The 26902-nt window shown below is 72.5% G+C and carries 22 protein-coding genes; 11 read left to right on the forward strand and 11 right to left on the reverse strand.

The features are described from left to right. Nucleotides 1-157 precede the first annotated feature (157 nt). Entirely contained in the window at nucleotides 158-1303 is a 1146-nt protein-coding gene (locus tag DEJ29_RS03395) for an NAD(P)-binding domain-containing protein (RefSeq protein ID WP_111094945.1), read from the forward strand. A 127-nt stretch (nucleotides 1304-1430) separates the two neighbouring features. Here the strand turns inward: DEJ29_RS03395 and DEJ29_RS03400 are convergent, their stop codons facing one another. The 4 genes from DEJ29_RS03400 to DEJ29_RS03415 form a co-directional block, all read right to left on the reverse strand. Further along, on the reverse strand, nucleotides 1431-1871 hold the full coding sequence (locus DEJ29_RS03400; RefSeq protein ID WP_071405836.1) for a DoxX family protein: 441 nt from the start codon (nucleotides 1869-1871) through the stop codon (nucleotides 1431-1433). A gap of 109 nt (nucleotides 1872-1980) precedes the next feature. Continuing rightward, nucleotides 1981-2256 (reverse strand): DUF3072 domain-containing protein, encoded by a 276-nt coding sequence (locus DEJ29_RS03405; RefSeq protein ID WP_017886246.1) that lies wholly within the window; start codon nucleotides 2254-2256, stop codon nucleotides 1981-1983. A gap of 107 nt (nucleotides 2257-2363) precedes the next feature. Then, nucleotides 2364-3119, reverse strand: coding sequence for a hypothetical protein (locus tag DEJ29_RS03410; RefSeq protein ID WP_071248333.1), 756 nt, complete (start codon nucleotides 3117-3119; stop codon nucleotides 2364-2366). Between the two features lie 11 nt (nucleotides 3120-3130). Beyond that, on the reverse strand, nucleotides 3131-5377 hold the full coding sequence (locus tag DEJ29_RS03415; RefSeq protein WP_111094944.1) for an APC family permease: 2247 nt from the start codon (nucleotides 5375-5377) through the stop codon (nucleotides 3131-3133). Nucleotides 5378-5507: 130 nt separating this feature from the next. On the opposite strand from DEJ29_RS03415, the gene DEJ29_RS03420 reads away from it, so the two are divergent. Beyond that, complete coding sequence (locus DEJ29_RS03420; protein WP_111094943.1) at nucleotides 5508-6296, forward strand: MerR family transcriptional regulator; 789 nt, start codon at nucleotides 5508-5510, stop codon at nucleotides 6294-6296. A 79-nt stretch (nucleotides 6297-6375) separates the two neighbouring features. Here the strand turns inward: DEJ29_RS03420 and DEJ29_RS03425 are convergent, their stop codons facing one another. From DEJ29_RS03425 to yczE, 3 genes are all read right to left on the reverse strand, one after another. Then, the gene (locus DEJ29_RS03425) at nucleotides 6376-6957 is read right to left on the reverse strand and encodes a PadR family transcriptional regulator (RefSeq protein ID WP_027465044.1); all 582 of its coding nucleotides are present in this window, start codon (nucleotides 6955-6957) and stop codon (nucleotides 6376-6378) included. Next, nucleotides 6954-7805: a DUF4097 family beta strand repeat-containing protein gene (locus tag DEJ29_RS03430; RefSeq protein WP_111094942.1), complete on the reverse strand. Its 852-nt coding sequence runs from the start codon at nucleotides 7803-7805 to the stop codon at nucleotides 6954-6956. Before DEJ29_RS03430 ends, DEJ29_RS03425 begins: the two co-directional genes overlap by 4 nt. A gap of 167 nt (nucleotides 7806-7972) precedes the next feature. Then, a complete protein-coding gene (yczE, locus tag DEJ29_RS03435; protein ID WP_284174038.1) occupies nucleotides 7973-8656 on the reverse strand; it encodes a membrane protein YczE in 684 nt (227 codons plus the stop codon). Between the two features lie 61 nt (nucleotides 8657-8717). Between yczE and yczR the strand changes: the two genes are divergently transcribed. The 3 genes from yczR (at nucleotide 8718) to DEJ29_RS03450 (ending at nucleotide 14523) form a co-directional block, all read left to right on the forward strand. After that, complete coding sequence (gene yczR / locus DEJ29_RS03440; protein ID WP_258320810.1) at nucleotides 8718-10169, forward strand: MocR-like transcription factor YczR; 1452 nt, start codon at nucleotides 8718-8720, stop codon at nucleotides 10167-10169. 108 nt (nucleotides 10170-10277) lie between these two features. Further along, entirely contained in the window at nucleotides 10278-10952 is a 675-nt protein-coding gene (locus DEJ29_RS03445) for a DUF6518 family protein (protein WP_111095521.1), read from the forward strand. 109 nt (nucleotides 10953-11061) lie between these two features. Beyond that, nucleotides 11062-14523, forward strand: coding sequence for an efflux RND transporter permease subunit (locus tag DEJ29_RS03450; RefSeq protein ID WP_111095520.1), 3462 nt, complete (start codon nucleotides 11062-11064; stop codon nucleotides 14521-14523). Here DEJ29_RS03450 and DEJ29_RS03455 read toward each other — a convergent pair. Further along, nucleotides 14520-14816, reverse strand: coding sequence for a hypothetical protein (locus DEJ29_RS03455; RefSeq protein WP_111095519.1), 297 nt, complete (start codon nucleotides 14814-14816; stop codon nucleotides 14520-14522). The genes DEJ29_RS03450 and DEJ29_RS03455 overlap by 4 nt on opposite strands. Before the next feature lie 124 nt (nucleotides 14817-14940). Further along, entirely contained in the window at nucleotides 14941-15957 is a 1017-nt protein-coding gene (locus DEJ29_RS03460) for an alpha/beta hydrolase (protein WP_111091869.1), read from the reverse strand. 106 nt (nucleotides 15958-16063) lie between these two features. Between DEJ29_RS03460 and DEJ29_RS03465 the strand changes: the two genes are divergently transcribed. Together DEJ29_RS03465 and DEJ29_RS03470 are read left to right on the forward strand one after the other, a co-directional pair. Continuing rightward, on the forward strand, nucleotides 16064-16918 hold the full coding sequence (locus DEJ29_RS03465) for a polyphosphate kinase 2 family protein (protein ID WP_181438244.1): 855 nt from the start codon (nucleotides 16064-16066) through the stop codon (nucleotides 16916-16918). A 270-nt stretch (nucleotides 16919-17188) separates the two neighbouring features. Beyond that, complete coding sequence (locus DEJ29_RS03470; RefSeq protein ID WP_111095518.1) at nucleotides 17189-19336, forward strand: DEAD/DEAH box helicase; 2148 nt, start codon at nucleotides 17189-17191, stop codon at nucleotides 19334-19336. Between the two features lie 141 nt (nucleotides 19337-19477). On the opposite strand, the gene DEJ29_RS03475 is transcribed toward DEJ29_RS03470, so the two are convergent. Both DEJ29_RS03475 and DEJ29_RS03480 read right to left on the reverse strand, forming a co-directional pair. Then, entirely contained in the window at nucleotides 19478-19987 is a 510-nt protein-coding gene (locus tag DEJ29_RS03475; protein ID WP_071406037.1) for a mycothiol transferase, read from the reverse strand. Nucleotides 19988-20023: 36 nt separating this feature from the next. Beyond that, nucleotides 20024-20602, reverse strand: a complete 579-nt coding sequence (locus tag DEJ29_RS03480) for a MarR family winged helix-turn-helix transcriptional regulator (protein WP_111095517.1) — start codon at nucleotides 20600-20602, stop codon at nucleotides 20024-20026. A 208-nt stretch (nucleotides 20603-20810) separates the two neighbouring features. On the opposite strand from DEJ29_RS03480, the gene DEJ29_RS03485 reads away from it, so the two are divergent. The 4 genes from DEJ29_RS03485 (at nucleotide 20811) to DEJ29_RS03500 (ending at nucleotide 26893) form a co-directional block, all read left to right on the forward strand. Then, nucleotides 20811-21410, forward strand: a complete 600-nt coding sequence (locus tag DEJ29_RS03485; RefSeq protein WP_110864334.1) for a M73 family metallopeptidase — start codon at nucleotides 20811-20813, stop codon at nucleotides 21408-21410. Nucleotides 21411-21478: 68 nt separating this feature from the next. Further along, the gene (locus DEJ29_RS03490; RefSeq protein ID WP_111095516.1) at nucleotides 21479-22678 is read left to right on the forward strand and encodes a S24/S26 family peptidase; all 1200 of its coding nucleotides are present in this window, start codon (nucleotides 21479-21481) and stop codon (nucleotides 22676-22678) included. Nucleotides 22679-22739: 61 nt separating this feature from the next. Next, the gene (locus tag DEJ29_RS03495) at nucleotides 22740-23903 is read left to right on the forward strand and encodes a metallophosphoesterase family protein (RefSeq protein ID WP_111095515.1); all 1164 of its coding nucleotides are present in this window, start codon (nucleotides 22740-22742) and stop codon (nucleotides 23901-23903) included. After that, nucleotides 23903-26893, forward strand: coding sequence for an AAA family ATPase (locus DEJ29_RS03500; protein ID WP_111095514.1), 2991 nt, complete (start codon nucleotides 23903-23905; stop codon nucleotides 26891-26893). Before DEJ29_RS03495 ends, DEJ29_RS03500 begins: the two co-directional genes overlap by 1 nt. Nucleotides 26894-26902 lie beyond the last annotated feature (9 nt).

A 26902-nucleotide genomic window follows, 5' to 3' on the forward strand; every position in this document is an offset into this window, starting at 1 on the left:
CGTGACCCCCTCGTTCGGCTCTGGTCCGGTCCTGGCGAATGACGGAAGATCACTCGGGGAACCAGACGGTTCGTGGTTTGAAATCTGCCGATCACTCTACCATGTACCTCGATCTGGACGTCGCGCGACGGCTGGCCCGCACAGCAGAATCGAAGTGATGACGGAACCCCTCGAGACCCCGGTCGACCAGCACGCCCGCGTGGTGGTGATCGGTGCGGGGCAGGCGGGCCTCTCCGTGGGATACCACCTGCGTCGCCTCGGGCTCGTCCCCGGCAGCGACCTGGTGATCCTCGACCGCGCGCCGAGCACCGGTGGGGCGTGGCAGTTCCGGTGGGAGGCCCTGCGGCTCGGAGCAGCGCACCGGGTGCACGACCTGCCCGGCATGCGGGCGATGGGCCTGGAGTTCGACGACGCCGACCGGTCCCGACCCGCGCGGGACGTCGTGGGCGAGTACTACCGGCGGTTCGAGCAGCACTACGACCTGCGGGTTCGGCGCCCGGTCACGGTGACGTCCGTCTCACGCATCGACGGCGGCGGCGGCGTGGCGGGCGACGCCCCGGCGGACAGGGGGCTCTGCGTCACGACCCGGAGCGCCGACGGCACCGTCACGCGCATCCGTGCCGAGGTCGTGGTGAACGCCTCCGGCACGTGGGGCACCCCCTTCGTGCCGTGGTACCCGGGGCGCGACGTGTTCCGCGGGCGGCAGGTCGACACGACCGAGTACCGCAGCGCCGCCGAGTTCGCCCGCCAGGACGTCGTGGTGGTGGGCGGTGGGACGAGCGCGATCGGGTTCCTGCTCGAGCTCGACGGCGTCGCCCGCTCGACGCGGTGGTTCACCCGGCGCCCGATGGTCTGGGCCGGGACCGCGTCGCTCGACGTCGAGTCCGCGGTGGCCGCCGTCGACGAACAGGACCGGGCTGCCCGTGCCGGCGAGGTCCTGCCGAGCATCGTCAGCGGCACCGGGGTCCCGGTGTCGCGGCGGATCCGCGCCGGCATCGACCGCGGTGTGCTGCGCGACGAGCCGATGTTCACCCGGATGGACGAGACCGGGGTGGTGCGGGCAGACGGCACCCACGTACACGCCGACGCGGTGATCTGGGCGACGGGGTTCCGGGCCGACCTGCGGCACCTCGCCCCGCTGCACCTGCGGACCACGGCGGGCGGGGTGGTGGTCGAGGACGGCCGGTCCGGCGAAGAGCCGCGCTTGTTCCTGGCCGGCTACGGTCCCCAGGCATCGACCATCGGGGCGAACCGGGCCGGCCGACGCATCGCCCGCCAGGTCATGGACGCGCTGGCGGGCTGAACGGCACTGCGACGCCTCGCACGGTGCGAGGGGCAGCGTGAACGGTGCGAGGTTCCGTTCCCGGTGCGGGCCTCGTGAGCTCGCACCGAGTACGGAACCTCGCACCAGACGAAACCGGGACGCGCGCTCAGGCGGGCAGGGGCTCCTCGACGCCACGACGACGGCGCGACGACTTGAGCACCAGGGCGTCGAGCGAGAACCGCCCGGGCCCGGTCAGCGCCACGGCGAGGGACGCCACCGCGAGGACGAGCACGTACTCGAACCCGCCGTCCTGCGAGTAGAAGCCCGCGGTGCCGTGGGCCAGGAACCCGGCGACGACCATGTCGACTGCCAGCAGCACGCCGACGACGCGGGTCGCGACGCCGAGCACGAGCAGGACGCCGCCGACCAGCTCGAGGCCGGCGACGAGGGGTGCTGCGACCTCGGCGAGGGGAACGCCCATGCCCGAGAAGCCCTGCACCACGTTGGGGATGCCCTGGGCGAACTTCTGGGCGCCGTGGGCGATGAACACCACCCCGAGGACGATGCGGAGCGCGGTCAGGCCGATGGAGGTCGATGTCGTTCGCATGGCCACGAAGGTAGCCGGTGACGCGTCATCGATCATCCTCGAACAGGGGACTGACCGCGCTTCGCCAGAACATGCCCAGACAGCGGTCCGCCGAAGGGCGGACTGCTTCTCAGGAATCGGCGCCGCGGCCGGTCTGCTGCTGGAGACGGTCGATGTGCTCCGACGCCTGCGCCTTGGTGAGGTCGGCGGGGAGCTCCTCGCCGGCTTCACGGGCCAGGGTGTCGAGGTAGCTGCGCTGCGGTCCGGTCATCGGCTCGTCGCCGGTGACCCACTGCTCGGGGTCCTTGCTCGCGTCGGTGGAGGGGTCGGGTCGGGGGCCGCCGAGGGTCTCGCCCTGGATTGGTGCGTCCGGGGTCTGCTGCTGGTCGCGGTCTGCGTCACTCATGTCCGCGACGGTACGCCGCACCCCCGTCACGACACGCAGCAGCGACGTCCCCCGAAGCGGCTCAGCGGCACAGCGCGCACGACGGCACGCATCCGCACCGGAGCGGCTCAGACGGCCGTCGCCGCGTACCGCACCAGGTCGGGCCCGACGGCACTCGTGGCGATCGGCACGACGCGGTCGTCCCGCCGGATCCAGATGGTCGCCGCACGCTCGTCGATCCGGTCGACCTCGTGCAGCTCGCCGTCGAGCAGCACCGACGCCGTGACCCGGACGTGCCCGCTCGCCGGACGTGGCGGCAACCCGACCACGTCGTCACCGTACGCCGGGTGCTCGCCGGGCTGCAGGAACGGGGACACCGGGGCGGTGACGACCTCGAGTCCCTCGTCGACCGCGGTCACCGCCACCAGGCGGACGGCCTGGTCGGTCGGCAGCGGCACGTCGACGACGGGCTCGGCGGTGGGGCCGGCCAGTGCGCGGAAGGCGGGGCGACCGTCGGGGGCGAGGTGGGCCTCCAGGCCGTCGATCCGGACGCGACCGCGCCCACGGGAGTCGGCGTAGACGCCGGGCTCGATGCCGGACTGCCGCGCCTCGAGCCGGGTGAGGACGACGCGGTCCGGGCGGTACCAGTCGCGGAGCGCGGCCGGGTCCACCCAGCCGACGCTCGGGACGCCGCGGGAGAGCGCGGCGGACTCGTCGGCGGCGCGCTCGTCGCGCGCACCGAGGGGGTGCTCGCCGCGCACGGCGACGAGTCCCTCGAGCGGGCTGCCGGCCGGCGGTTCGTGGTCGAGCACCTCGACGCGCTTCGAGACCTTGCCGCCGTGTCCGTCGAACGTCGCGAACGTCCGCAGGTCACTGATGGTCATGGGGCCACATGCTACGACTCGTCGGCTCCCCGTCGCGGCGGGGAGGGCACGAGGGCGTGGATCTCGCCCGTGCAGAGCGCGGGGTCGACGCCCTCGGCGGGGCCCGCCGGACGGGTCGCGCGGCGCGGCTGGATGCTGTTGCGCTCGGCGGACCGGAGCAGGCGGTCCTCGACCGAAGCCGAGGCGGCGGCCTCGGCCGACGAACCGGGCTGCGCGGGCCGGCGGAGCGGGGGCCGGACGGGCTCGCCACGGCGCTCCTGGCCGGGCAGCGGGCGGGAACGGCGGCCGTAGAGCAGCTCGGACGAGTCGAGCAGCCACGGCACCAGGGCCACGGTGACGCCGTGCACGAGCAGCAGCTTCTTGCGGATGCGGCGGCCGCGGTGGTTGTGGAGCAGACCCTCCCACCAGTGCCCGACGATGAAGATCGGGGTGTAGACGGTGACGACCTCGGAGCCGTGCTCGTTCCGGTGCGCCTTGATGTACTTGATCAGGGGCATCGAGATGTCGCGGTACGGGCTCGGCACGATCGTCAGCGGCACCTGGATGCCGTACTCCGCCCACTGGTCGCGCAGGCGCTGGGACTCGGCGTCGTCGATCGCGACGTGCACCGCTTCGATGCTCGCGTGCTCGGCGGCGACCGCGTAGTCGAGCGCCTTGAGCACGGGCTTCTGCAGCTTGTTCACCAGGACGATCGCGTGGTCGCCGGTGGCGCCGAACTTGGTCTCGACGTCGGCCTCGATCTCGTGCGAGACGTCGCGGTAGTAGCGGTTCACGCCGAGCATGAGCACGTACAGCACCGGCATGATCAGGAAGACCAGCCAGGCGCCGTGGGTGAACTTCGTGATCGTGACGATGACGAGCACCACGAGGGTGAAGGTCGCGCCGATCGCGTTGATCGTGCGAGAGCGGACGACCTGCCCGCGGTTCACGGGTGGCTCGCCGTCTGCGGCGGGCGCCCCGTTCCGGTCCCGATCGGCCCGCAGCAGTCGTGTCCAGTGCACGACCATGCCCGTCTGTCCGAGCGTGAACGACACGAAGACACCGATGATGTAGAGCTGGATGAGGCTCGTGACGTTCGCCCGGTAGACCACGAGCAGCGCCGCGGCGACGAGGGCCAGGACGATGACGCCGTTCGAGTAGATGAGCCGGTCGCCGCGGGTCGAGAGCGCCTTCGGGGCGTACGAGTCGCGCGCCAGGATCGAGCCGAGCAGCGGGAACCCGTTGAAGGCCGTGTTCGCCGCGAGGAGCAGGACCGCCGCCGTGGTCGCCTGGATCACGAAGAACAGCACCGAGTTGTTGCCGAAGGTCGCGGCCGCGATCTGCGCGATGAGCGAGCGCTGCGGCGTGGTCGCACAGTTCGCGAAGCCCTGCAGGTCGCAGGCGCGCTCGGCGTAGTGCACGTGCGACACGAGCGCCAGGGTGATGAGCCCGATGAACAGGACGATCGCGATGCCGCCCATGGCGACCAGGGTGGCCTGCGCGTTCTTGATCTTCGGCCGGCGGAACGCCTGCACGCCGTTCGCGATGGCCTCGACGCCGGTCAGCGCCGAGCAGCCCGAGGCGAACGCGCGGAGGAGCAGCAGGATGAACGCCGCCTGCGTGGTGTGCTCGACGTTCTGCACGGTGTACGCCGCGGACTCGGCGACCGGGGCGTTGCCGGCGGCGACGCGGACGAGCCCGGTGACGACCATCACGAAGACGCTCGCCACGAACAGGTAGGTCGGGATCGCGAAGGCCTTGCTCGACTCCCGCACACCCCGCAGGTTCGCGGCGGCGAGCAGCACGACGAACAGCAGGGCGAGCTCGACGCGGAAGTGGTCGAGCATCGGGAGCGCCGAGATGATGTTGTCGACACCGGAGGCGACCGACACGGCCACCGTCATCACGTAGTCGACGAGCAGCGCACTGGCGACGACCAGCCCCGCCTTCTCACCGAGGTTCCGGTGCGCCACCTCGTAGTCGCCACCACCGGACGGGTACGCCTTGATGAGCTGCCGGTATGAGGCGACGACGACCACGAGCAGCAGCACGACGAGTGCGGCGACCCACGGCGCGAACGTCAGGAAGGCCATGCCGCCGAGCAGCAGGATCATCAGGAGTTCCTGCGGCGCGTACGCGACAGAGGACAGCGGGTCACTCGCGAAGATCGGCAAGGCCAGGTGCTTCGGGAGGAGCTGTCCTTCGAGCTTCTCAGAGGGGAGGGGATCCCCGATCAGTCGTGCTTTCAACGACCGGATCTCGTTCGTCACGAGCGGCAAACCTACTCAGTTCCGGGCGCGAGTCAACACGGTTCGCCTGCCGCATATTCCCGGCTGCCCACCGGTGCTCCACCCGAGGGATCGCGCACCCCTTGTGATTGACGCAGCGTCAACCATTACAGTCGCCAGCATGAGCGCATCGACAGGCCCGGACGAACCAGCTGCGAAAGCTCCCCACGTCATCACCGAGGTGGCGCGTTCCGCCGGTGTCTCGAGTCGGACCCTGCGGCACTACGAGGCCGTCGGACTGCTGCCGGCCACCGCCGTCGGCGCGGGTGGGCTGCGGCGCTACGACGACCGTGCGCTCGTCCGGCTGCAGCGCATCCTGCTGCTGCGCGGGCTCGGACTCGGACTGCCCGATATCCGCCGGGTCCTCGACGGCGAGCAGGACGACGTGGCCGCGCTCACCGCGCACGTCGCCTGGCTCGAGCAGGAACGCGACCGGCTCGCCCGGCAGCTGGCGGCCGTCCGCACCACCATCACCAGGATCGAGCAGGGAGACGACATGAACGCGACGGACACCTTCGACGGGTTCGACCAGAACCGGTTCAAGCACGAGGTCGAGGAGCGCTGGGGCACTGACGCCTGGCAGCGCGGGGCAGCGTGGTGGGCGGCGCAGGACGCTGGTTCCCGTCGGGCGTTCCAGGACGAGCAGTACGCGATCGCCCAGGACGCCGCCGCGCTCGCCGCCTCCGGAGACGCTGCCGGTTCGTCGGCCGGGGAGGCACTGGCTCGGCGGCAGCTCGCCTGGCTCGCACGGTCGACGCCAGCAGCCGAGCTCGACGCGGAACGGTTCCGCGCCCTGGCAGAGATGTACGTGCAGGACGAGCGGTTCGCTCGCGTCTACGACCGAGCCGGGGTGGGTGCAGCGACGGCGCTCCGGGACGCGATGGTCGCCTTGGCCGACCGCGGCCTGTAGGTGGGTCGGTCACGACCGCGGGCGGTCCCGGTGACGGCCGGGAGGCCCGTGGTCGCGACCGCCTGTCGGCCGCCGGCCGTCAGAGCGACTTGCGCAGGGCCTCCAGGCCGTCACGCAGACGCGTCACGGTGTCCGCACCGAGCGTGCCGCGGGTCGCCCGACGGCGCAGGTCCGCACGCACCTGCTGCCGGAACGACGACAGGGCCATCTCGAGCTCGCGCAGGGCGCGGGCGCTGTCCGACGGCACGGACACGGGCTCCTCGGCGGAACCCGTCGCCGGGCTCTCGGCGGCGGCGGCCAGGTCGGCACGGAGCGAGCGCATGGCCTCGCCGACCGAGGCGCGCACGCCGTCGGCCAACGACTTCACCGAGTCGCTCACGCCGGACTCAACCGCGGCGATCTCGTCGGCACGCGCCGCGAGCTCGGCACGGCCGGCGTCCGTGATCGCGTAGACGGTCTTGCGGCCGTCGGCGGTCTTGGTGACCAGGCCGTCGTCCTCGAGCTTCGCGAGCCGGGGGTACACGGTGCCGGCGCTCGGCACGTAGGTGCCGCCGAAGCGGTCACCGAGTGCCTGGATGAGCTCGTAGCCGTGCATCGGGTGGTCGGCCAGCAGGACGAGCAGGTAGAGGCGCAGGTGGCCGTGGGCGAAGACGGGGCTCATTCGGGCACCTCGCTCTCGTTCGTCGGGGTGGTCGGTGTCGTCGGCTCGGTGACCGGCGGGGCGTGCAGCACCGCGATGTCGCCGGAGACGGAGTTCACCCGCAGGTCGAGCCACTGGCCGGACAGCTCGCCGCCCTGCTTGACGTAGGAACCGCGCACACCGCGGATCTCGGCGTCGTCGAACTGCAGCTTGCCGGTCGCGGTGTTCACCGTGCACTTGTAGGCGACGCCGTCCGCAAGGCGGACGCTCACCGACCCGGACACCGTGTTGACGCGGGCGGACTCGGGGACCCCGTGCAGGTCGAGCACGACGTCGGCCGAGACGCCGTCGGCCTGGAACCGCGGGATCTCGCCGGTGGCCACGACGTCGCCGGAGACGGTGTGCACCGCGAGCGCGCCGTCGAGGTCGCGGATCGTGGTGGCGCCCGAGACGGCGTTGACCGTGACGTCCCCCGCGACGCCGTCGACGACCAGGTCGCCGGACACCGTGTTGAGCGTGGCACCGCGGTTCGTGCCGGACAGCAGTGCACCGGCCGAGACGACACCGAGCGTGATGCCGGCGTCGCGGGGGACCAGGATGCTGACGTCGGCGTGGGCCTTGCCGCGGAAGGACTTCAGGAACCCGATGGGGTCGTCCCACCGGACCTGGGGGTGGTCGACGGTGAGGGTGTCGCCGTCGACCTCGATGAGCATCTGCTTGCCGGACACGCTGTGGATCTCGACCCGGGCCGTGGGTTCGTCGTGCGCGACGACGTCCACCTGCCCGCCGACGAGGCCGACACGCACGGTGCGCACGATGCCGGTGTCGATGACCTTGGGCTCGTCGACGAGCCACTTCTCCTGCGCCATGTTGCCTCCTGGAACTCGCGATGTATCGCGTCTGTGCAGGTCACGCTATATCGCGTTCCCCGCTGCCGCAAGGGGTCGCACGCGATCGCCGGGCGATCGCCGGGCGATCGCCGGGCGATCGTGAGCAGGAACGGTCGGGTCGGGGCCGTGGACCCGACCATTCCTGCTCACGAAGCGGGCGTGGCGGGGGTGGGGTGGGCCTCCAGGGTGGGGGTGGCGACGTTCGCTGCGCGCGCTGCCGCCGTGCGCTCGGGGCTCCACGGGAACCGGCGGAAGTGCGGCATGAGCGGCTGGACCATCGGGCCGATCGCGAACGCCGCGATGACGGTGCCCGCGCCGACGTCCCCGCCGAGGATCCACCCGACGATCACGACGGTGACCTCGACCAGGGTCCGGGCGAGCCAGATCGGCCAGCCGAGCCGCTGGTGCAACCCCACCATCAGGCCGTCTCGCGCGCCCGTGCCGAAGCCCGCACCGATGTAGAACGCCGTCGCGACCGCGAGCAGCACGAGTCCCGCGGCGAACAGCGCGATCCGGGCGACGATCCCCGACGGCTCCGGCACCAGCCAGAGCACCAGGTCGGCACTCGGCCCGATCGCCAGGGCGTTCAGCAGCGTCCCGATGCCCGGCTTCTGGCGGAGCGGGATCCACAGCAGCAGGATGACGCCGCTCGACACCACCGTGATGACGCCGAACGACCACGGCACGACGTTCTCGAGCCCCTGGGTCAGCACGGTCCACGAGCTCACGCCGACGACCGCTCGGACCTGCAGCGCGGTCGAGGCGCCGTAGAGGAACAGTCCGACGAAGAGCTGGACGAAGCGCAGGGTGAGGGCGGTGCGACGGGGCATGTGGCCATCGTCCCGACAGATTGGCCTGCTGGTCGAGAGCCAATCGCGCTACCGTGGACCTGTGCCCCCTGTCCTGATCAGTGCCCGCGCCGCCTCTCACCTGCTGACCGACTGGCGCGCCGGGACCGACGCCCCGGCCTACGAGGCGCTCGCCGATGCCCTCCGGGTCCTCGTCATCGACGGACGGGTCGCCCAGGGCGTCCGGCTGCCGGCCGAGCGCGGACTGGCCGCAGCCCTCGGCGTCTCGCGCACCACCGTCGCGAACGCGTACGCCCGCCTGCGCTCCGACGGGTTCCTGGTGTCCGTCCGTGGCTCCGGCAGCGTGGTCCACCTGCCCCGTGACCTGGTCGGCCGGCCCGACCCCGAACGCCTGGGCGGAGTCGTCGAGGGGGACCTGCTCGACCTGCGCAAGGCGGCCCTGCACGCGGCCCCCGGCATCGACGAGGCGGTCGAGCGGGCGGTCCGGCACGTGCCCGCGGCGCTCGCCGGGATCGGCTACGACACCGTCGGCGACCCCGGCCTGCGCGCCGCGATCGCCGCGCGCTACACCGAGCGCGGACTGCCGACGGAGCCCGCCCAGGTCATCGTCACCCTCGGCGCGCAGCACGCGATCGCCCTGCTCGCGCGCGTGCTCGTCCGCCGTGGCGACGCCGTGCTCGTCGAGTCCCCGACCTACCCGCACGCGCACGAGGCCTTCCGCGAGGCCGGAGGCCGCCTGGTCGGCGTCCCCGTCGACGCGCGGACGGGGTGGGACGCCGCCGCGCTCGAGACGACGCTGCGTCGCACCGCGCCCTCCGTCGCGTACGTCATGCCCGAGCTCCACAACCCGACCGGTGCGACCATGTCCGCATCGACCCGCCGGCTCCTGCTGTCGGTCGCGTCCTCGGTCGGCACGGTCGTGATCGCCGACGAGACGATGGGGGAGCTCCGGATCGACGGGGAACCGTCGCCGCCGTTGGCGGCGTCGGACCCGTCGGGGTCGTCGGTCGTGATGATCGGTTCCGCCGCCAAGGTCTTCTGGGGCGGCCTGCGGATCGGCTGGATCCGTGCCGACCCGGCGCTGCTGCAGCGGCTGCTGCTCGCCCGCCCCACGGGCGACCTCGGCACCCCCGTGCTCGACCAGCTGGTCGTGCGCGAGCTGGTCCCGCGCACGGCGGCCTTCCTGGAGGCGCGGCGTGCGTCCCTGCGCGAAGGTCGCGACGCGGTCGTGGGGGCGCTCCGGGCGCGGCTCCCGGAGTGGGACGTCCCGGCACCGGCGGGTGGGTTGACGACGTGGGTGGGGCTCGGCCGACCGGTGTCGAGCGCGCTCGTGCTCGCCGCGCGGGCCGAGGGAGTGGTGCTCGCCTCGGGCGGGGTGTTCGGGCCGGACGGTGGGTTCGAGCGGTTCCTGCGGGTGCCGTTCACGATGGCCCCGGCGGACCGGGGGCGGTTGGTGGACGTGCTGTCGCGGTCGTGGGAACGGGTGGGCGGCGAGACGAGCGGCGTGCGGGGGTCGTTGGCGGCGGTGGTCTGAGCGGTGCGTCGTCCGGGGCTCGGCGTCATCCTCTGGGGTGAGGTCGGGTCGGGGGTTCTCGCTCCTCGGGGTGATGCGGCGTCGGCGGGGTCCGGCGAGGCTGGTGCCATGAACGCGACCCTGTCCGCCGGAACCCGCTCCGCTGTGCCGACGCCCGTCGAGCCGCCCGCGGCGGTCCCCGCCGTGGTGCGGGTCACCATCGCGCTGAGCGGGGCGTTCCTGGCGGGCGTCCTGACCTCGTTCGGGCAGGCGGTGCCCGCACTCGCCTCCGTGTCGAACTCGGCCGGGCCGTGGTTCCTCGTCGCCGCGCTGCTGTGCCTGGTGGCCGGAGCACGAGGGGGCCGGGTCGCCCTGCCGCTGGCGATGGTGCTCGGCGTCGTGCTCCTCGAGCTCATGCACGTCGGGTACTGGGCCACGACGGTCCTGCGCGGGTTCCCCGACGTGCTGTCGATCACGAACCCCTGGGTGCTGCTCGGGGTGCCGGCCGGGCTGCTGGCCGGAGCGGTCGCCGTGGCGGTGCGGTCCCGCGACGCCCGGTGGCGCGCGGGGGCGTTCGGTGTGACGGCCGCGGTGCTCGTCGGCGAGGGGATCCGCGGGCTGTTGCAGGTCGCCGCGACGACGGGGCACGTCACCTGGGCCGTCGAGATCGTCGTCGGCGTGGTGCTGCTCGGCATCGGGGTCCTCGGCACCCGCTCACCCGTCGGGCGCGTGGTGGCGCTCGGCACCGGGGTGGTCGGCACGGTGGCGGTGCTCGGGGCGTACCTGTTGCTCGGCGGGTTCTGATCCTGCAGTCCTGATCCGACGGCGGGTCCTCGCCGCTCCGTCCTGATCCGACGGCGGGTTCTGGCTGCCAGCCGAGCGTTCGTCGGTCGGTCCTGCGAGGATCGATGACGTGCACCTCCTCTCGGTCTTCAGCCTGCGCAACCGGGCCCTCATCGCGCTCGTCACGATCGTGGTCGCGGTCTTCGGCGGCATCGCGCTCTCGAGCCTCAAGCAGGAGCTGATCCCCAGCGTCGAGTTCCCGCAGGTCGCGATCGTCAGCGCCTACCCCGGAGCCACGCCAGAGGTCGTGTCGAACGACGTCTCGACCAAGATCGAACAGGCCATCCAGGTCGTCCCGGACCTCGAGTCGACCAGCGCGACCTCGTCGACCGGGCAGAGCGTCGTGTCGGCGTCGTTCCAGTACGGATCGAACCTGGCCAGCGCCGAGGACAAGATCCAGACCGCGGTGAACGCGCTGTCGCTGCCCGACTCGGTGCAGACGCAGATCGTCACCGGGTCCTTCGACGACCTGCCGGTGCTGCAGGTCGCCGTCTCGGCGTCCGGCAACCAGGAACAGCTCGTCGACCGGCTGCAGGCCTCGGCGATCCCCGACCTCGAGAAGCTCGACGGCGTGCGGCAGGCGGACGTCTTCGGCAACCCGGGTCGTCGCGTCGTCATCACGCCGGACCAGGAGGAGCTCGCCGCCCGCGGCCTCAGCCAGACGGCGATCTCGGACGCGCTCGACGACAACGGCACCCTGATCCCCGGCGGCACGATCACCGAGGACGGCTCGACCCTGTCGGTGCAGACAGGCGAGCGGATCGCTTCGCTCAAGGACATCCGCGCCCTGCCACTCACGAGCTCGTCGGGTTCGTCGGGTTCGGACGGGACCGGATCGGGTGCCGCCGGTGCCGACGGGACGGCCTCGTCCGGTGACGGCACGGCTGCGGGTGCGACCGGCACTGGGGCGACCGGCGCCGGTGCGACCGGGACCGGCACGGGCGCGACCGGCACCGCTCCCACGGGCGACGCCGCGACGGGCGGGTCGACGACCGCGGCCACGCCGACGGACACCACCCTGGGCGACGTCGCGAAGGTCGCCATCACCGAGTCGCCGCGCACCTCCATCAGCCGCGTGGACGGGCAGCAGGCGCTGACGATCTCGATCACGAAGACGCAGGAAGCCAACACCGTCGACGTCTCGAACACCGTCCGCGACGCCCTGCCCGGCATCGAGGACAAGATCGAGGGCGACCCCCGCTTCACCGTCGTCTTCGACCAGGCGCCATACATCCAGCAGTCCATCGATTCCCTGGCCGAAGAGGGCCTGCTCGGGCTCGCCTTCGCGGTGCTCGTCATCCTGGTGTTCCTGCTGTCGTGGCGCTCCACGCTCGTCACCGCGATCTCGATCCCGACGTCGGTGCTCCTCGCCGCGATCGGCATGCGCGCCGCCGGGTACACGCTCAACATCATCACGTTGGCGGCCCTGACGATCGCGATCGGCCGCGTGGTCGACGACTCGATCGTCGTCATCGAGAACATCAAGCGGCACATGCTCCCGGGCGTCGACCGGGGCCAGGCCGTGCGGGACGCCGTGCGAGAGGTCGCCGGCGCGGTCACCGCCTCGACCCTGACCACCGTCGCGGTGTTCCTGCCGGTCGCCTTCGTCGCAGAACTCGTGGGGGAGCTGTTCCGACCGTTCGCCGTAACGGTCACCCTGGCGCTCGTCGCGTCGCTGTTCGTCTCGCTCACCATCGTGCCGGTGCTGGCGTACTGGTGGCTGCGCCCGCCGAAGGTGAAGCCGGGTGACGCGACGGCGGCAGCGGAAGCGCCCACGGACGCGGAAGCGGCACCGTCGGCGATCGATGCCGAGCGCGGGTACGAAGGTGACCGCTCGGAGGGTGCGCTCGCCTCCGCCGCGGACCTGCACGACGCCGGCCGGGTCGACCGCCTGCGACGCGTCTACCTGCCGGTGCTCCGGTGGGTCGTCCGCAAGCCGGTCGTCGTCATCCTGCTCGCCGTGATCGTGCTCGGCGGAACGGTCGCCACGCTGCCGTTCGTCACCACGAACTACCTGGGCGACTCGGGGCAGAACACGTTCACGGTCACGCAGGACCTGAAGGCCGGTTCGAGCCTCGCCGTCCAGTCCGAGTCCGCCCGCAAGGTCGAGCGGGCACTGCAGGACGTCGACGGCGTCGAGACCGTGCAGACCACCATCGGCACGAGCGGCCAGTCGATCCAGGCGGCGTTCGGCGGGGGCGGCAGCGCCTCGGTGCAGTACGCCGTGACGACCGACGCCGAGGCCGACCAACCCACGATCCAAGCCGACGCCCGGAAGTCGATCGGGGCGATCAAGGACGTCGGCGAGGTCACCATCGCGTCCTCGGGCGGCGGGTTCGGTGGCAGCAGCGACATCGAGGTCGACGTGACCGCGCCGACCCAGTCGCAGCTCGAGACGGCGTCGCGCCAGGTGCTGCAGACCATGCAGTCGGTCCCGGACACCACGGGCGCCACGAGCAACCTGTCCGCGGCAGAACCGTTCCTCGCCGTCCGGGTCGACCGCCAGGAGGCCGCGTCACTCGGCCTGACCGAGACCCAGGTGGGTGGCCTCGTCGCCGCCGCGGTCTCGCCGCGGGACACCGGCAGCATCGAGATCGACGACGCGACGCTCGACGTCTACATCGCCGACCCGGAGCCGCCGACCACCATCGCCGCGCTCCGTGCACTCGACGTGCCGACGAGCACCGGCACGGTCCCGCTGTCCGACGTCGCCACGGTCGAGGAGTCCGAGGGCCCCACCACCGTCACCACGACGAACGCGGCCCGTACCGCCACGATCACCGTGACGCCGGACGCCACGAACCTTGGTGCGGCCGTGCAGTCCGTCACGACCGCCGTCGACGAGCTCGACCTGCCGAAGGGTGCGACCGCCTCGATCGGTGGCGTCGCCGCCAGCCAGTCGTCGGCGTTCTCGCAGCTCGGGCTCGCGGTGCTGGTCGCCGTGCTGATCGTCTACGTGATCATGGTCGCGACGTTCCGGAGCCTGCTCCAGCCGCTGCTGCTGCTCGTGTCGGTGCCGTTCGCGGCGACGGGCGCGATCCTGCTGCAGATCGCGTCGGGCGTCCCGATCGGTGTCGCGTCGCTGATCGGTCTGCTCATGCTCGTCGGCATCGTCGTGACGAACGCGATCGTGCTCATCGACCTCGTCAACCAGTACCGACGGCGCGGGTTGCGGGTGCGCGAGGCGTTGATCGAGGGCGCCACACGACGCCTCCGTCCGATCCTGATGACGGCGATGGCGACGATCTTCGCGCTGCTGCCGATGGCGATCGGGCTGACCGGCAAGTCCGGCTTCATCTCGCAGCCGCTGGCGCTGGTCGTGATCGGCGGCCTGGTGTCCTCGACGCTGCTGACGCTCGTGGTGCTGCCGGCGCTGTACTTCGTGGTCGAGCGGGCTCGCGAGCGCAACGACGACCGGATCGCCGCGGGCAAGACCCGGAAGCAGGCGCGCGCCGAGCGACGCCAGGAACGCGTGGAACTCCGGCAGGAACGACAGCGGCGACGAGCGGCGCGTTCCGGCAGCGCTGCCTAGCGGCGGCACTCGGCGTCGATCGCGGCGAGGGGCGAGACGACGACGCGCTCGGTCTGCTCCTCGCGCTCGACGGCCCGGAACCAGGACACCAGCACGAGGGTCAGCGTCACGAGGAACACCACGGCGGCGACCTGTGACACGACGGCCAGCTGTCCGGTGACCGAGGCGTACCCGCCGAACGACACCGCGGCGAGGAACGACAGCCCGAGCAGCAGCTCCCCGAACGTCTGCAGCGCAGGGCGGTCCCAGCGGGTCGCAGCGGCGCGGGCAGGGCGGGTCGAGGTGTCGGTCACCCCCGAAGTCTGCGGCCAGGGGGTCGGCAGCGGCAGTCCCGACTCCGGGTGGCACCCACCCGGGGCACGCGGTCGGTCTCCTGTGCCGGCAGCCGTCAGCCGGCAGCCGGTCGGCCGCCCGTGGTCAGCCCAACTGCGTCCGCAGGAACGTGACCACCCGGCGGCTCATCGCCTCGTCGAGCTGGGCGATGGAGTGGGCCGTGCCCTCGACCGCCACGAACGTCACCGGGACGTCGTGGGAGCGGAGCGTCGCGGCGAACTCCTGCGACTCCCACATCGGGATGAACTCGTCGGTGGAGTGCCCGATGAAGAACGGCGCGGTGTCCGAGGTGACGTGGAACTCCGGCGACGCCCGCGTGGCCGCCGGACACCTGGCGTACGACCGGCACCCGAGGTAGAGCAGCTGCTTGCGCTGGAAGGCCGCGGACACCCCGTCGGGCTCGGTGGACCGGGTGGTGAGGTTCGTCGGCCCGCTCAGGTCGACCACGGCACGGATCCGGTCGCCGTCGGCGTACGCGGCGGAGTCGTGGTCGGTGACGGCGAGCATCGCGGCGAGGTTGCCGCCGGCGCTCCCGCCGAACACGCCCACACGCTGGGAGTCGACGTCGTAGGTCTCGAGCGTCGCGGGACGGAACACGTAGTCGAGCGCACGGCGGACGTCGTCGAGCCCGGCCGGGAACGGATCGGTCGGGGCCAGGCGGTAGTCGACGTTGAACGTCACGAAGCCCTCGGACGCCAGGTACTTGCACACGGACCGGTACGCGGCCGTCGCCTTGTCGCCGTGCGACCAGCTGCCGCCGTGGATCATCAGGACCGCCGGGCGTCCGGTGGTGGCCTCGACCGCTTCGGCATCGGGGTCGGCGGTGGCCGAGGCGGACGGCGTCGCAGTGGGCGTCGCCGTCGTCGCGGGGTCGCTGTCGGCGGGCAGGCACACGTCGAGGCGCTGCAGCGGGTCGGTGCCGTAGGGCACGTCGGCCACCACGTCGATGCCGTGGTACCGCAGCGACAGCGGGTAGATGACGCTGTCCGCGGTCACGGTGGCGTTCTCGTCGCCGACCGGGTCCGTGCTGCAGGACGCCATCGCGCCGAGCGCCACGACCGCGGCGACGAGCGCGAGCACTGAGCGGCGGCCGGACTTCATCACGTCCACGCTAGCCGCCCCGGCGACCGCCCACGTCACCCGAGCGGAGGACGGCAGTGCGAGGATGAGCACGGCAGTCGCCGACCGGAGCACCGCAGGAGGACCCGTGAGCAATCGCAAGGCCTGGAACGCCGATCCCGAACCACTGCTCCGCGTCGAACCCGGGTTCCGCCTCGACCAGGTGGACCCGGACGGCACCCCGGGCTTCCCCGGCCGAAAGATCGACGGCCTCGAGGCCCTCGCCGCCGGTGCCTCCCGTCTCGCCGCCCTGCAGGAGCGCCTGTACGCGGCATCGACGGCCGGCGACGAGCGCCGGGTGCTGCTCGTGCTGCAGGCGATGGACACCGCGGGCAAGGGCGGCATCGTCTCGCACGTCGTCGGTGCGGTCGACCCGAACGGCGTGCACTACGCCGGCTTCAAGGCCCCGACGACCGAGGAGCGCGAGCACGACTTCCTCTGGCGCATCGAGAAGCAGCTGCCGGCAGCCGGGCAGCTCGGCGTGTTCGATCGCTCGCACTACGAGGACGTGCTCGCCCAGCGCGTCCGCGGGCTCGCCGCACCGGACGAGATCGAACGCCGGTACGGCGCGATCACCGCGTTCGAGGACGGCCTCGCCGCCGCCGGCACGACCATCGTCAAGGTGATGCTGCACATCTCGAAGGACGAGCAGCGCGAGCGTCTCGGCGACCGGCTCGACCGCCCCGACAAGCACTGGAAGTTCAACCCGGCCGACATCGACGACCGCCTGCTCTGGGACCGCTACCAGCAGGCGTACCAGATCGCCCTCGACCGCACGTCGACCCCGCAGGCGCCCTGGTACGTCGTCCCCGCGAACCGCAAGTGGTACGCCCGCCTCGCCGTGCAGCAGCTCCTGCTCCGGGCGCTGGAGGACATGCACCTGTCGTGGCCGAAGGCGGACTTCGACGTCGCCGAGCAGCGTCGTCGGCTCGCGGAGTCCTGAGCGCACGACCCCCGGCCTGGAGGCCCGTCCCGCGCCCGGCACGCCGCGGTCGGACCGCGTGGGGCTGGCGTCAGGGCACCGGCTCGCGTAGACTCGCTCGGTCGGCCTTCGACGTCGTGACATTGTGATCACGGAAATTCTGCTGGGTGTGTGTTGCTCGAGGGCTGGAATCACGTCGACTCGCGACGGGATGAACCCCCTCTCCGCAAGCAGCCCCCGCCGATGTCGCTGTCGGGCGCTGCGGTACGTTGCGCACCCGAGAAAGCAGCCATGGCCCCGTACAACAAGGGCGGCGCGGACAACCGCGCCTCCGACCGCGTCCGCCACCCGAACGGCACCCCCGCCGCCCGCAGCAGCAAGCACCGCGGGTTCCGCGCCGCCGACTCGTCGCAGCCGCGCCAGAAGCAGCGCTGGGACGCCGAGGAGCGTCGCGGTCGCGCGTCGCAGGGCGAGCGTCCGGCCCGTCCGAACTGGGAGCCGCGTGACAGTGGCGGCCAGCGTCGACCCGACCGCGACGACCGTGGTCGCGGCTACAACCGCGACGACCGTGCCCCGCGTCGCTTCGATCGTGACGACCGTGCGCCCCGTCGTGACAACGACGACCGTCCGCGTCGTTCGTTCGACCGCGATGACCGCGCTCCGCGTTCGTTCAACCGTGACGACCGTGCACCGCGAGGCTTCAACCGCGATGACCGTGCGCCCCGTCGTGACAATGACGACCGTCCGCGTCGCTTCGACCGTGACGACCGTGCGCCCCGTCGTGACAACGACGACCGTCCCCGTCGCTCGTTCGACCGCGACGACCGTGCACCGCGTCGTGACAACGATGACCGACCGCGTCGTTCGTTCGACCGTGACGACCGTGCCCCGCGCAGCTTCAACCGTGACGACCGTGCGCCCCGTCGTGACAACGATGACCGTCCCCGTCGCTTCGACCGTGACGACCGTGCGCCCCGTCGTGACAACGATGACCGTCCGCGTCGTTCGTTCGACCGTGACGACCGTGCGCCCCGTCGTGACAACGACGACCGTCCCCGTCGCTTCGACCGTGACGACCGCGCCCCGCGCAAGTCCGACCGCGACGACCGCGCCCCGCGCAAGTTCGACCGCGACGACCGCACCGACCGCACCCCGCGCCGCTCGTTCGACGAGCCCGAGCGCGGCAAGTTCGTGCCGGCCGATGACGTCAAGCTCGAGAAGCTCCAGGCCGAGGCCACCATCGCGGCCGACGTCGAGGGCGTGACCTTCGGTGACCTGGGCATCGGCGGCAACATCTCCCGCGCCCTGCAGGAGCTCGGTGCCTCGAGCCCGTTCCCGATCCAGGCGGCGACGATCCCCGACGTGCTCGCCGGCAAGGACGTCCTCGGTCGTGGCCGCACCGGCTCCGGCAAGACCATCGCCTTCGGTGCGCCGCTGGTCGAGAAGCTCATGGAGCACGGCGGCGGCACCAAGCGCAAGATGGGCCGCGCCCCGCGTGCGCTCATCCTCGCGCCGACCCGTGAACTCGCCCTGCAGATCGACCGCACGGTGCAGCCCATCGCCCGTTCGGTCGGCCTGTTCACGACGCAGATCTACGGCGGCGTCCCCTACGGCCGCCAGGAGGGCGCACTCGAGCGCGGCGTCGACATCATCGTCGGCACCCCCGGCCGTGTGCAGGACCTCATGAACAAGGGGAAGCTCGACCTCAGCGAGGTCATCATCTCCGTGCTCGACGAGGCCGACCACATGTGCGATCTCGGCTTCCTCGAGCCGGTGCAGGAGATCCTCTCAGCCACGGCCGAGGTCACCCCGCAGGGCAACCGCGCGCAGAAGCTGCTGTTCAGCGCGACGCTCGACACCCAGGTCGCGGCGCTCGTCGAGCAGTTCCTGCACGAGCCGAGCGTGCACGAGGTCGCGGGTGAGGACCAGGCGTCCTCGACCATCGACCACCGTGTCCTCGTGGTCGAGCAGCGCGAGAAGGACCGTCTCCTCGAGGAACTGGTCGCCGGCGACGGCAAGACCATCGTCTTCGCCCGGACCCGCGCCTACGCCGAGCGCCTGGCCGACCAGTTCGAGGACGCCGGCATCCGCGCGACCTCGCTCCACGGTGACCTGAACCAGTCGCGCCGCACGCGCAACCTGCAGCTGCTCACCAGCGGCCGGGTGAACGTGCTCGTCGCCACCGACGTCGCCGCCCGCGGCATCCACGTCGACGACGTCTCGCTCGTCGTGCAGGCGGACGCCCCGGACGACTACAAGGCGTACATGCACCGCTCCGGCCGCACGGGTCGTGCCGGCAAGGAGGGCACGGTCGTGACGATCGTCCCGCGTGGCCGCATCCGCAAGATCGAGGGCATCCTCGAGCGCGCCGAGATCGAGGCGGACCTGGTGCAGGCCGCACCCGGTGACGGCATCGTGTCGGAGCTCGCCGCGCGCTAGTCGCGACCACACGACGGACGGGAGGCCCGGTACCAGCTGGTACCGGGCCTCCCGTCCGTGACATGGTGAGCACCAAGGGTCGGGTCGCGACGTCGGACCCGACCATTCCTGCTCACGAAGCGACCGCGCGACCGCGCGCGCTCAGCGGTTGAAGAACAGCAGCCCGCGCACGAAGCCCGCCTGTCCGGCGTGCTGCGTGCAGTCGTCCAGGATGCTGACGAGTCGCGCGCCGGCCGTGACGGGCGGGTCCCACGCGTCGTCGACGACGGGGTCGAGGTCATCCGGGCCGAGCGTGCCGAGGTACGCGACGGTGCGCTCGTGCACCGCACGCAGGTACCCGGTGAGCAGCTCGGCAGAGGCCCGAACCCGCCCGACGTCGTCGCGGGACATGCCGTAGCCGAGCGCCTCGGCCGGGAACGGCAGCCCGAACCGGTCGTACCAGCCGTCCGCCGTCCAGACCTGCTCGGAGCCGGCGAGGTCGGCGATCTGCACGTCCTGGCCGCGGGCGATGTGCCACGCGAGCCACGCCAGCGTGTTCGCCCCGGCGGCCGGTCGTGCCGCGAGCTGGTCTTCGGAGAGCCCGTCGACGGCCCGCTCGACCGTCTCGGGGACGCGGGAGAACGCTTCGGTGAGGAGTTCAGAGGGGGTCATGGCGCTCACGCTACGCGCGGGCCGTGACACCCGCTGTCACACGGCGGCGCTGCGGTGGTGGCGCTCCAGGGCGGCACCGAGCCCCTCGAACGCGGCGGCGACCACGGCGCGGTCGGACGGTGCGACGACCTGCCGGAACGCGTCGGAGTAGACGGCGCCGACCTCGCGGGCGACCGCCGTGCCCGACGGCGTGAGGTGCAGCAGCACGCTCCGGCGGTCCTCGGGGTTCGGGCGACGCTCCAGGTGTCCGTGCTTCTCGAGCCGGTCGATCAGTGACGTCATCGCGCCGGTGGTGAGCTCGAGGTACTCGCCGGCCTGCTTCGGGGTGACGCCGTGGCCGCCGGCGGCGCTGAGGAAGAACACGAACCGGGTGTCCGTGGCGTTCAGTGCGCGGACCGTGCTCTCGTGGTGCAGGACGCGCGCGTGCTGCATCTGGAGCACGCGGAAGGCGGTGAGCAGTCGCGGCAGGTCGGCGTCGGGGTTCTTGTCGGCGGTGACGGGGTCGAGCGCAGTGACGTCGGGCGACATCGGTGCCGGCGGCGTGGTGGGGGCGACGCGTGCCGCGGGGACGGCGGGTGCGTGCGGGGGGAGGACGACCGGGTCGGTGTCCGTCATGGGAGCTCTTCTCGGGTACAGGGTGGGAACTTCAGTCAACAAGTAACTCACTCGTCAAGATACCCCCATCAGTGGGGACATCTCAGGTCTTGTGAGCTGCTCGAACGCCAAGTAGCTTGATCGTCGTACCACCTCGGCACGTAGCGCGACCAACCACCGCGGGCCCGTCCGAACCACCGATCAGACCTCTTCCTCACGGAGTCCAACCATGTCTCGTGTCACGCCTCGTGCTGCCCGCCTCGCCGCCTGGATCGCCATCCCCGCTGCCCTCGTCGCCTCGGGGGTCGTCGTCTCGACGGCCTCGTACGCGGCCTTCTCCTCGACCACCGTCAACCCGACGAACAACTGGACGGCCGGCAGTGTCGCCCTGTCCGACGACGACAACAACACCGCGCTGTTCACGGCGAACAACCTGAAGCCCGGCTCGACCGGTGCGAACTGCATCGCGGTGACCTCGACCGGTTCGCTGCCCTCGGCCGTGAAGCTCTACGGCACGAACGTCTCGACCACGAAGGACCTGGCGGCGAACGTCAACCTGACCGTCGAGCAGGGTACCGGCGGCGGCTTCGGCTCCTGCTCCGGCTTCACCCCGGCCGCCACCGGCGGCTCGCTCTACAGCGGCACCGTCGCGGGCTTCGGCGCGGCCTCGACCAACTACGCGACCGGCGTCGGCACCTGGGCCCCGACCGGCACCGCGTCCGAGACGCGCGTCTACCGCGTCACCTACACGGTCTCGAGCACCGCCCCGAACACCGTGCAGGGCGGCACCGCAGCCCTCGGCTTCACCTGGGAGGCCCAGAACAGCTGAGCCGGGACCGGGGCCGAACCAGCCCCGTCCGTTCCCTCCCCGCAACGCGCCCCCGGTCGAAGGCAGTCATGAGCAGCATCGCAGTGCACGGTGGTCCCGCACCGCACGCAGCGGTCCGTGACGCCGTCGACTGGGGGCGCGTCGTCGTCGCCACCCTCGCCCGGGGCGTGGTCGCGACGCTGCTCGGCCTCGCGCTCTGGGCGGCCGCGCCGGCGCTCATCGGGTGGCAGCCGACCACCGTGATGACCGGTTCGATGGAGCCGCGGATCGTCCCCGGCGACGTGGTCGTCTCGCGCCCGGTCGGCTCGGGCGAGATCGCGACGGGCAAGGTCCTGCTGGCCGACGACCCGGACCAGGCGGACCACCTGCGCATGCACCGCTACGTCGAGGACGGCCCCGGCGGCACCATGGTCACGAAGGGCGACGCCAACCCGCAGCAGGACTCCACACCGATCGAGCGCTCGGCCGTGCACGGCATCGCCTTCCTGCGCATCCCGTTCATCGGGACACCGATCCGCTGGATCAGCGCGGGGGAGTGGGGTCTGGTCGCGATGCTCGCGCTCGGCCTGACCGCGGTGCTCGCGCTCTGCACGATCGACGGGTCGCTCCGGCGACTCGTCGAGGACGAGGACGAGACCGACGGCGCAGCCGGTGGTCCGGACGACGCGGCCGGCCCGGACGACGCCACCGGTCCGGTGGACGGTACGGACGACGGCCTGGAGGCGCGGGACGGCGCCGCCACGGGCGTCCCGACCGCCGCGCCCACCGTCCTCACCCGTCGCGCGCTGCGTCGACGAGTCCGTCGCAGGCGGCGGCTGCGCCGCCTCGGTGGGGGCGCCGCGGTGCTCGTGCTCGCGGCGGCCACCGGCGTCCTGCTGCCCGGAGCGGCGGACGCGGCCCCGTGGTCACGGACCACCGTCGCGCCGACCGCGGCCTTCACGGCGGGCACGGCGACCGGTGTCCCCACCCTGACCTGCGCCCCGGCCGGGTCGAACACGGTGACGATCGCCTGGACCTACGACAACGGCGCGACCGTGCCGGTGTCGTTCGACCTGATGAACGGGACGACGCAGGTGGCCAGCACGACGACCGTCGGTGCCCGTTCGATGACGTACGGAGGCGCCGGACTCCTGAACCTCGGCACCACGTACACGCTGCACCTCCGCACGAACCTCGGCAACAACTGGACAGCGACGAGCACACCGACGGTCAGGGTCCGGGTCGTCTCGGTCCTCGGCCTGGCGTCCGCCAGCTGCGTGACCGCCTGAGTCCTCCACAGGGCACCGCGAGGTGTCCGGAGATGTCCCCGGCCGGCGTTACCGTGGCCGCATGCGCATCCTGCACACCGGCGACTGGCACCTGGGTCGCACACTGCTGGGTGCCGACCTGCTCGAGCACCAGGCCGCGTTCACCGACTGGCTCGTCGACCTCGCCCGCGAGCGCGCGGTCGACCTCGTCGTCATCGCCGGCGACGTCTACGACCGTGCGATCCCGCCGGTGGACGCCGTCCGCATGCTCTCCCGCGTGCTGGAGCGCCTCGCCGAGACCATGACGGTGGTGCTCACCCCGGGCAACCACGACTCCGCCGCGCGGCTCGGCTTCGGTGCCGGCGTGATGGGGCAGCGCGTCCGCATCCTCGCCGAGCCCGCCCACGTGGCCGATCCGGTGCTCGTGCCCGACGACGACGGCCCGGTGGCCGTGTACGGCATCCCGTACCTGCACCCCGACCTCACGCGGTACGCCCTGGCCGCGGTCCCCGACGAACCCCTCGCTCGCTCACACCACGCCGTCGTGCACGCCGCCACCGAACGGATCCGCGCCGACCTCGCGACGCGGGCCGACACCCGCAGCGTCGTCGTCGCGCACGCCTTCGTCGGCGGTGCCGACCCGAGCGACAGCGAGCAGGACATCCGCGTCGGCGGGGTCGACCGCGTGGCCGAGTCGGTGTTCGACGGGTTCGACTACGTCGCCCTCGGGCACCTGCACGGCCCGCAGCGCGTCGGCGAGGGCGACCGGATCCGGTACGCCGGGTCGCCGCTGGCGTTCTCGTTCGGCGAGCGGCACCAGCGGAAGTCCGTGACCATCGCCGACCTCGACGCGGCCGGTGCCGTCACCGTCGAGCTCGTGCCGACCCCGGTACCGCGGCGGCTCGTCGACGTGCGGGGCAGCATCGACGCCATCGAGTCCGGCGAGTTCCGGGCCGACGCCGACGCCTGGGTGCGGGTCGCGGTGACCGACACCGTGCACCCCGAACGCATGTACGCCCGCGTGAAGGACCACTTCCCGCACGCCCTGGCGATCACGCACGTACCGGCGGACCGGCCGGCCGCCACCGCCGCGCGGGCCGTCACCGCGACGTCTGACCCGGTCGAGGTCGCCGGCGACTTCGTGGCCTTCGCCACCGGCGGGCTGCCCGACGACGACGAACGGGCGGTGCTGACCGAGGCGTACGAGGCCGCGGTGCTCGCCCTGCAGCGTGAGGGGGACCGCTGATGTACCTGCACCGACTCGATCTGCGCGCCATCGGGCCCTACCCCGACCTCGTGACCATCGACTTCGCGGCGCTGGCCGCGTCCGGGGTCTTCCTGCTCGAGGGGCCGACCGGTTCCGGCAAGTCGACGATCATCGACGCCGTCGTGTTCGCCCTGTACGGCGGACTCGCCGGATCCGACGCCAGCTCCGACCGGCTGCACAGCCAGCACGCCGACCCCGCGGTCGAACCGTTCGTCGAGCTCGTGTTCGAGACCGGTGCTGGCACGTACCGGGTCCGGCGCACCCCGCAGTACGACCGCCCGAAGCAGCGGGGGACCGGCACGGTGAAGCAGCAGGCGTCGGTGCAGCTGTTCCGGCTCGCCGCGCCGACCGACGTCGCCGGCGAACCCATGTCGTCCCGCATCCCCGAGGTCGGGGTCGAGATCGCCCGGATCGTCGGGCTCGACCGCGCGCAGTTCCTGCAGACCGTGGTGCTGCCGCAGGGCGAGTTCGCACGGTTCCTCCGCTCCCCGGGGGAAGACCGCCGGAAGCTCCTGCAGTCGCTGTTCGGTACCCAGGTCTACGACCGCACCGCCGACGAGCTCGCCGCTCGCCGCCGAGCCGTGCAGGCCGAGGTCGAGGGGGCCGACGACCGCGTCCGCGAGGCCCTGGCCCGGTTCGCGCAGGCGGCCGACCTCGCTGACGCCGACGAGTCCGTCGTCCCCGGCACGGTGGCGTCCCTCCGCGCGACGGCCGACGCCGCCGGGGCGGCCCGGACGGCTGCGGCTGCCGCTGCGACGGCGGCGACCGAACACGAACGATCGGTGACGGCCCGTGCGGCCGCCCTCGAGCGACGAGCGGGGCTGCTGCGGCGACAGGCGCTCCTCGACGACGACGCCTCGGCGATCGAGCAGGCACGGGCCGCGGTCGCGACGGCCGAGCGCGCCGCCCGGGTCGCCGCGGTGGCCGACGGCCTCGACGCCGCAACCGTCCGGGCGGACGACACCGTCGCGGCAGCCGCCCGGTTGCGCGAGCAGCACGCACTCGGCGCCGTCGACGCACAGCAGGTCGCCCGGCGCCGCGACTCGCTGACCGACGCCCTGTCCGACGTCCGGCACCTCGTCGCGGTCGAGGCCGAGGCAGACACCAGGCGCACCGCCATCGCCGAGGCCACCGCGACCGCATCGCGCCTCACCGACGACCTCGCCGCCCTCGACACCGCGCTCGAGGCCCGGCCGACGGAACGAGCCCGGATCGTCGAGGCCGCCCGGACTGCCTCGACGACCGCTGCCGGCGCCGACGCCGCCGCGCACGAGGTCACCCGGGTGCAGTCGCTCCGCGCCGACCTGGCCGCCCGCGACCGCGCCGAACAGCGGGTCGCCGGTGCCGAACGCATCGTGGCCGATGCCCGCCGTCGGGCCACCGAGGCGCTCGACGCCGAACGCTCCCTGCGCGAGCGGCGGATCGCCGGACTCGCCGGAGAGCTCGGTGCCGCGCTGACCCCCGGCGACCCCTGCCCGGTGTGCGGATCGACGGCGCACCCGTCGGTGGCCGCGCCACAGGACGACCACCCGACGATCCAGGCGGTGGAGTCCGCGGGCGACGCCACGCGTCTGGCCGACCAGCAGCTCGCCGACGCCGCGGCCGACCTGGCCGTCGAGCGCGCCGAGCACCTCCGACTGACCGACGTCGTCGGCGCCGTCGACACGGTCGCCCTCGACACCATGGCGGTGGCCGCCGACGAGCGGGTCCGAGCGGCGCACGACGCCGCGGCGCTGGTGCTGGAGCACGAGCGCGAGCGGACGGCGCACGACACCGCGACGCGGGCGCTCGAGCGTGAGCGGAACGACCTCGACGCCCGGCGCACGGTGCTCGCGTCGACCGCGGCCTCCGACGCCGAGCGGCTCGAGGCCGACCTGCGATCCGTGCACGAGGCGATCGACCGGCTCGCAGCACTGCTCGACAGCGACAGCGACAGCTCGCCGGTGACGCTCCACGCCGTGGTCGACGGGCTCGACGGACGGCTGACGGTGCTCCGCGCCGTCGCCGAGGCCGACGACCGCGCGGCTGCCGCAGCCCGCGCCCGCGACGAGCGCAGCGCCGAGGTCGCCCGGGTCCTCGACGAGCAGGGGTTCCCCGACGTCGACGCCGCACGAGCCGGCCTGCTCGACCCCGACACCGTCGCACGGTTCCGCAGCAGCATCAGCGGAGCCGAGGCCGAACGCGCCGTCGTGCGGGCAGGGCTCGACGACCCCGCGGTGGTGCAGGCCGCCGACGACGATCCGGGGCAGCTCGACGTACCGGCGGCCCAGGCCGAACGGGTCCGCGCAACGGCCGAACTCGACGAGGCCACCCGGCTCGCGGTCACCGCTGCCCACCGTGCCGAAGCCGTCGAGCAGTGTGCGACCGAGGTCGACCGCACCGTCCGTGCGCGACAGGAGACCTCGGCCCGCAGCCGCGCGGTCGTCCGGCTCGCCGACGTCGCGAACGGGGTGGCATCGGTCAACCCGACCGGCATCACGCTCGGCACCTACGTGCTCATGCGGCGCTTCGAGGACGTCGTGGCGGCGGCGAACGACCGGTTGCGCGGCATGCTCGCCGGGCGGTTCACCCTCGAGACCTCCGATGAACGGGAATCCGGGTCACGGGCGCGACGGACGGGGCTCGCCCTCGCCGTGCACGACCACACGACCGACACCGTCCGTGATCCCCGCAGCCTGTCCGGCGGCGAGACGTTCACCGTGTCGCTGTGCCTGGCGCTCGGCCTGGCCGACGTCGTGCAGGCCGAGGCCGGCGGGGTCTCGCTCGGCACGCTGTTCGTCGACGAGGGGTTTGGCACGCTCGACCCCGAGACCCTCGACGACGTCATCGGGCAGCTGTCGCGACTGACCGCGGGCGGGCGACAGGTCGGGATCGTCAGCCACGTCGAGGAACTCAAGCAGCGGATCCCGGAGCGGATCGCGGTGCGACGCACCCCGGCCGGTGGGTCGCAGGTGACGACCACGGTCTGACCTGACCCG

This window comes from Curtobacterium sp. MCPF17_021 (genome assembly GCF_003234605.2).
Classification (GTDB): domain Bacteria; phylum Actinomycetota; class Actinomycetes; order Actinomycetales; family Microbacteriaceae; genus Curtobacterium; species Curtobacterium flaccumfaciens.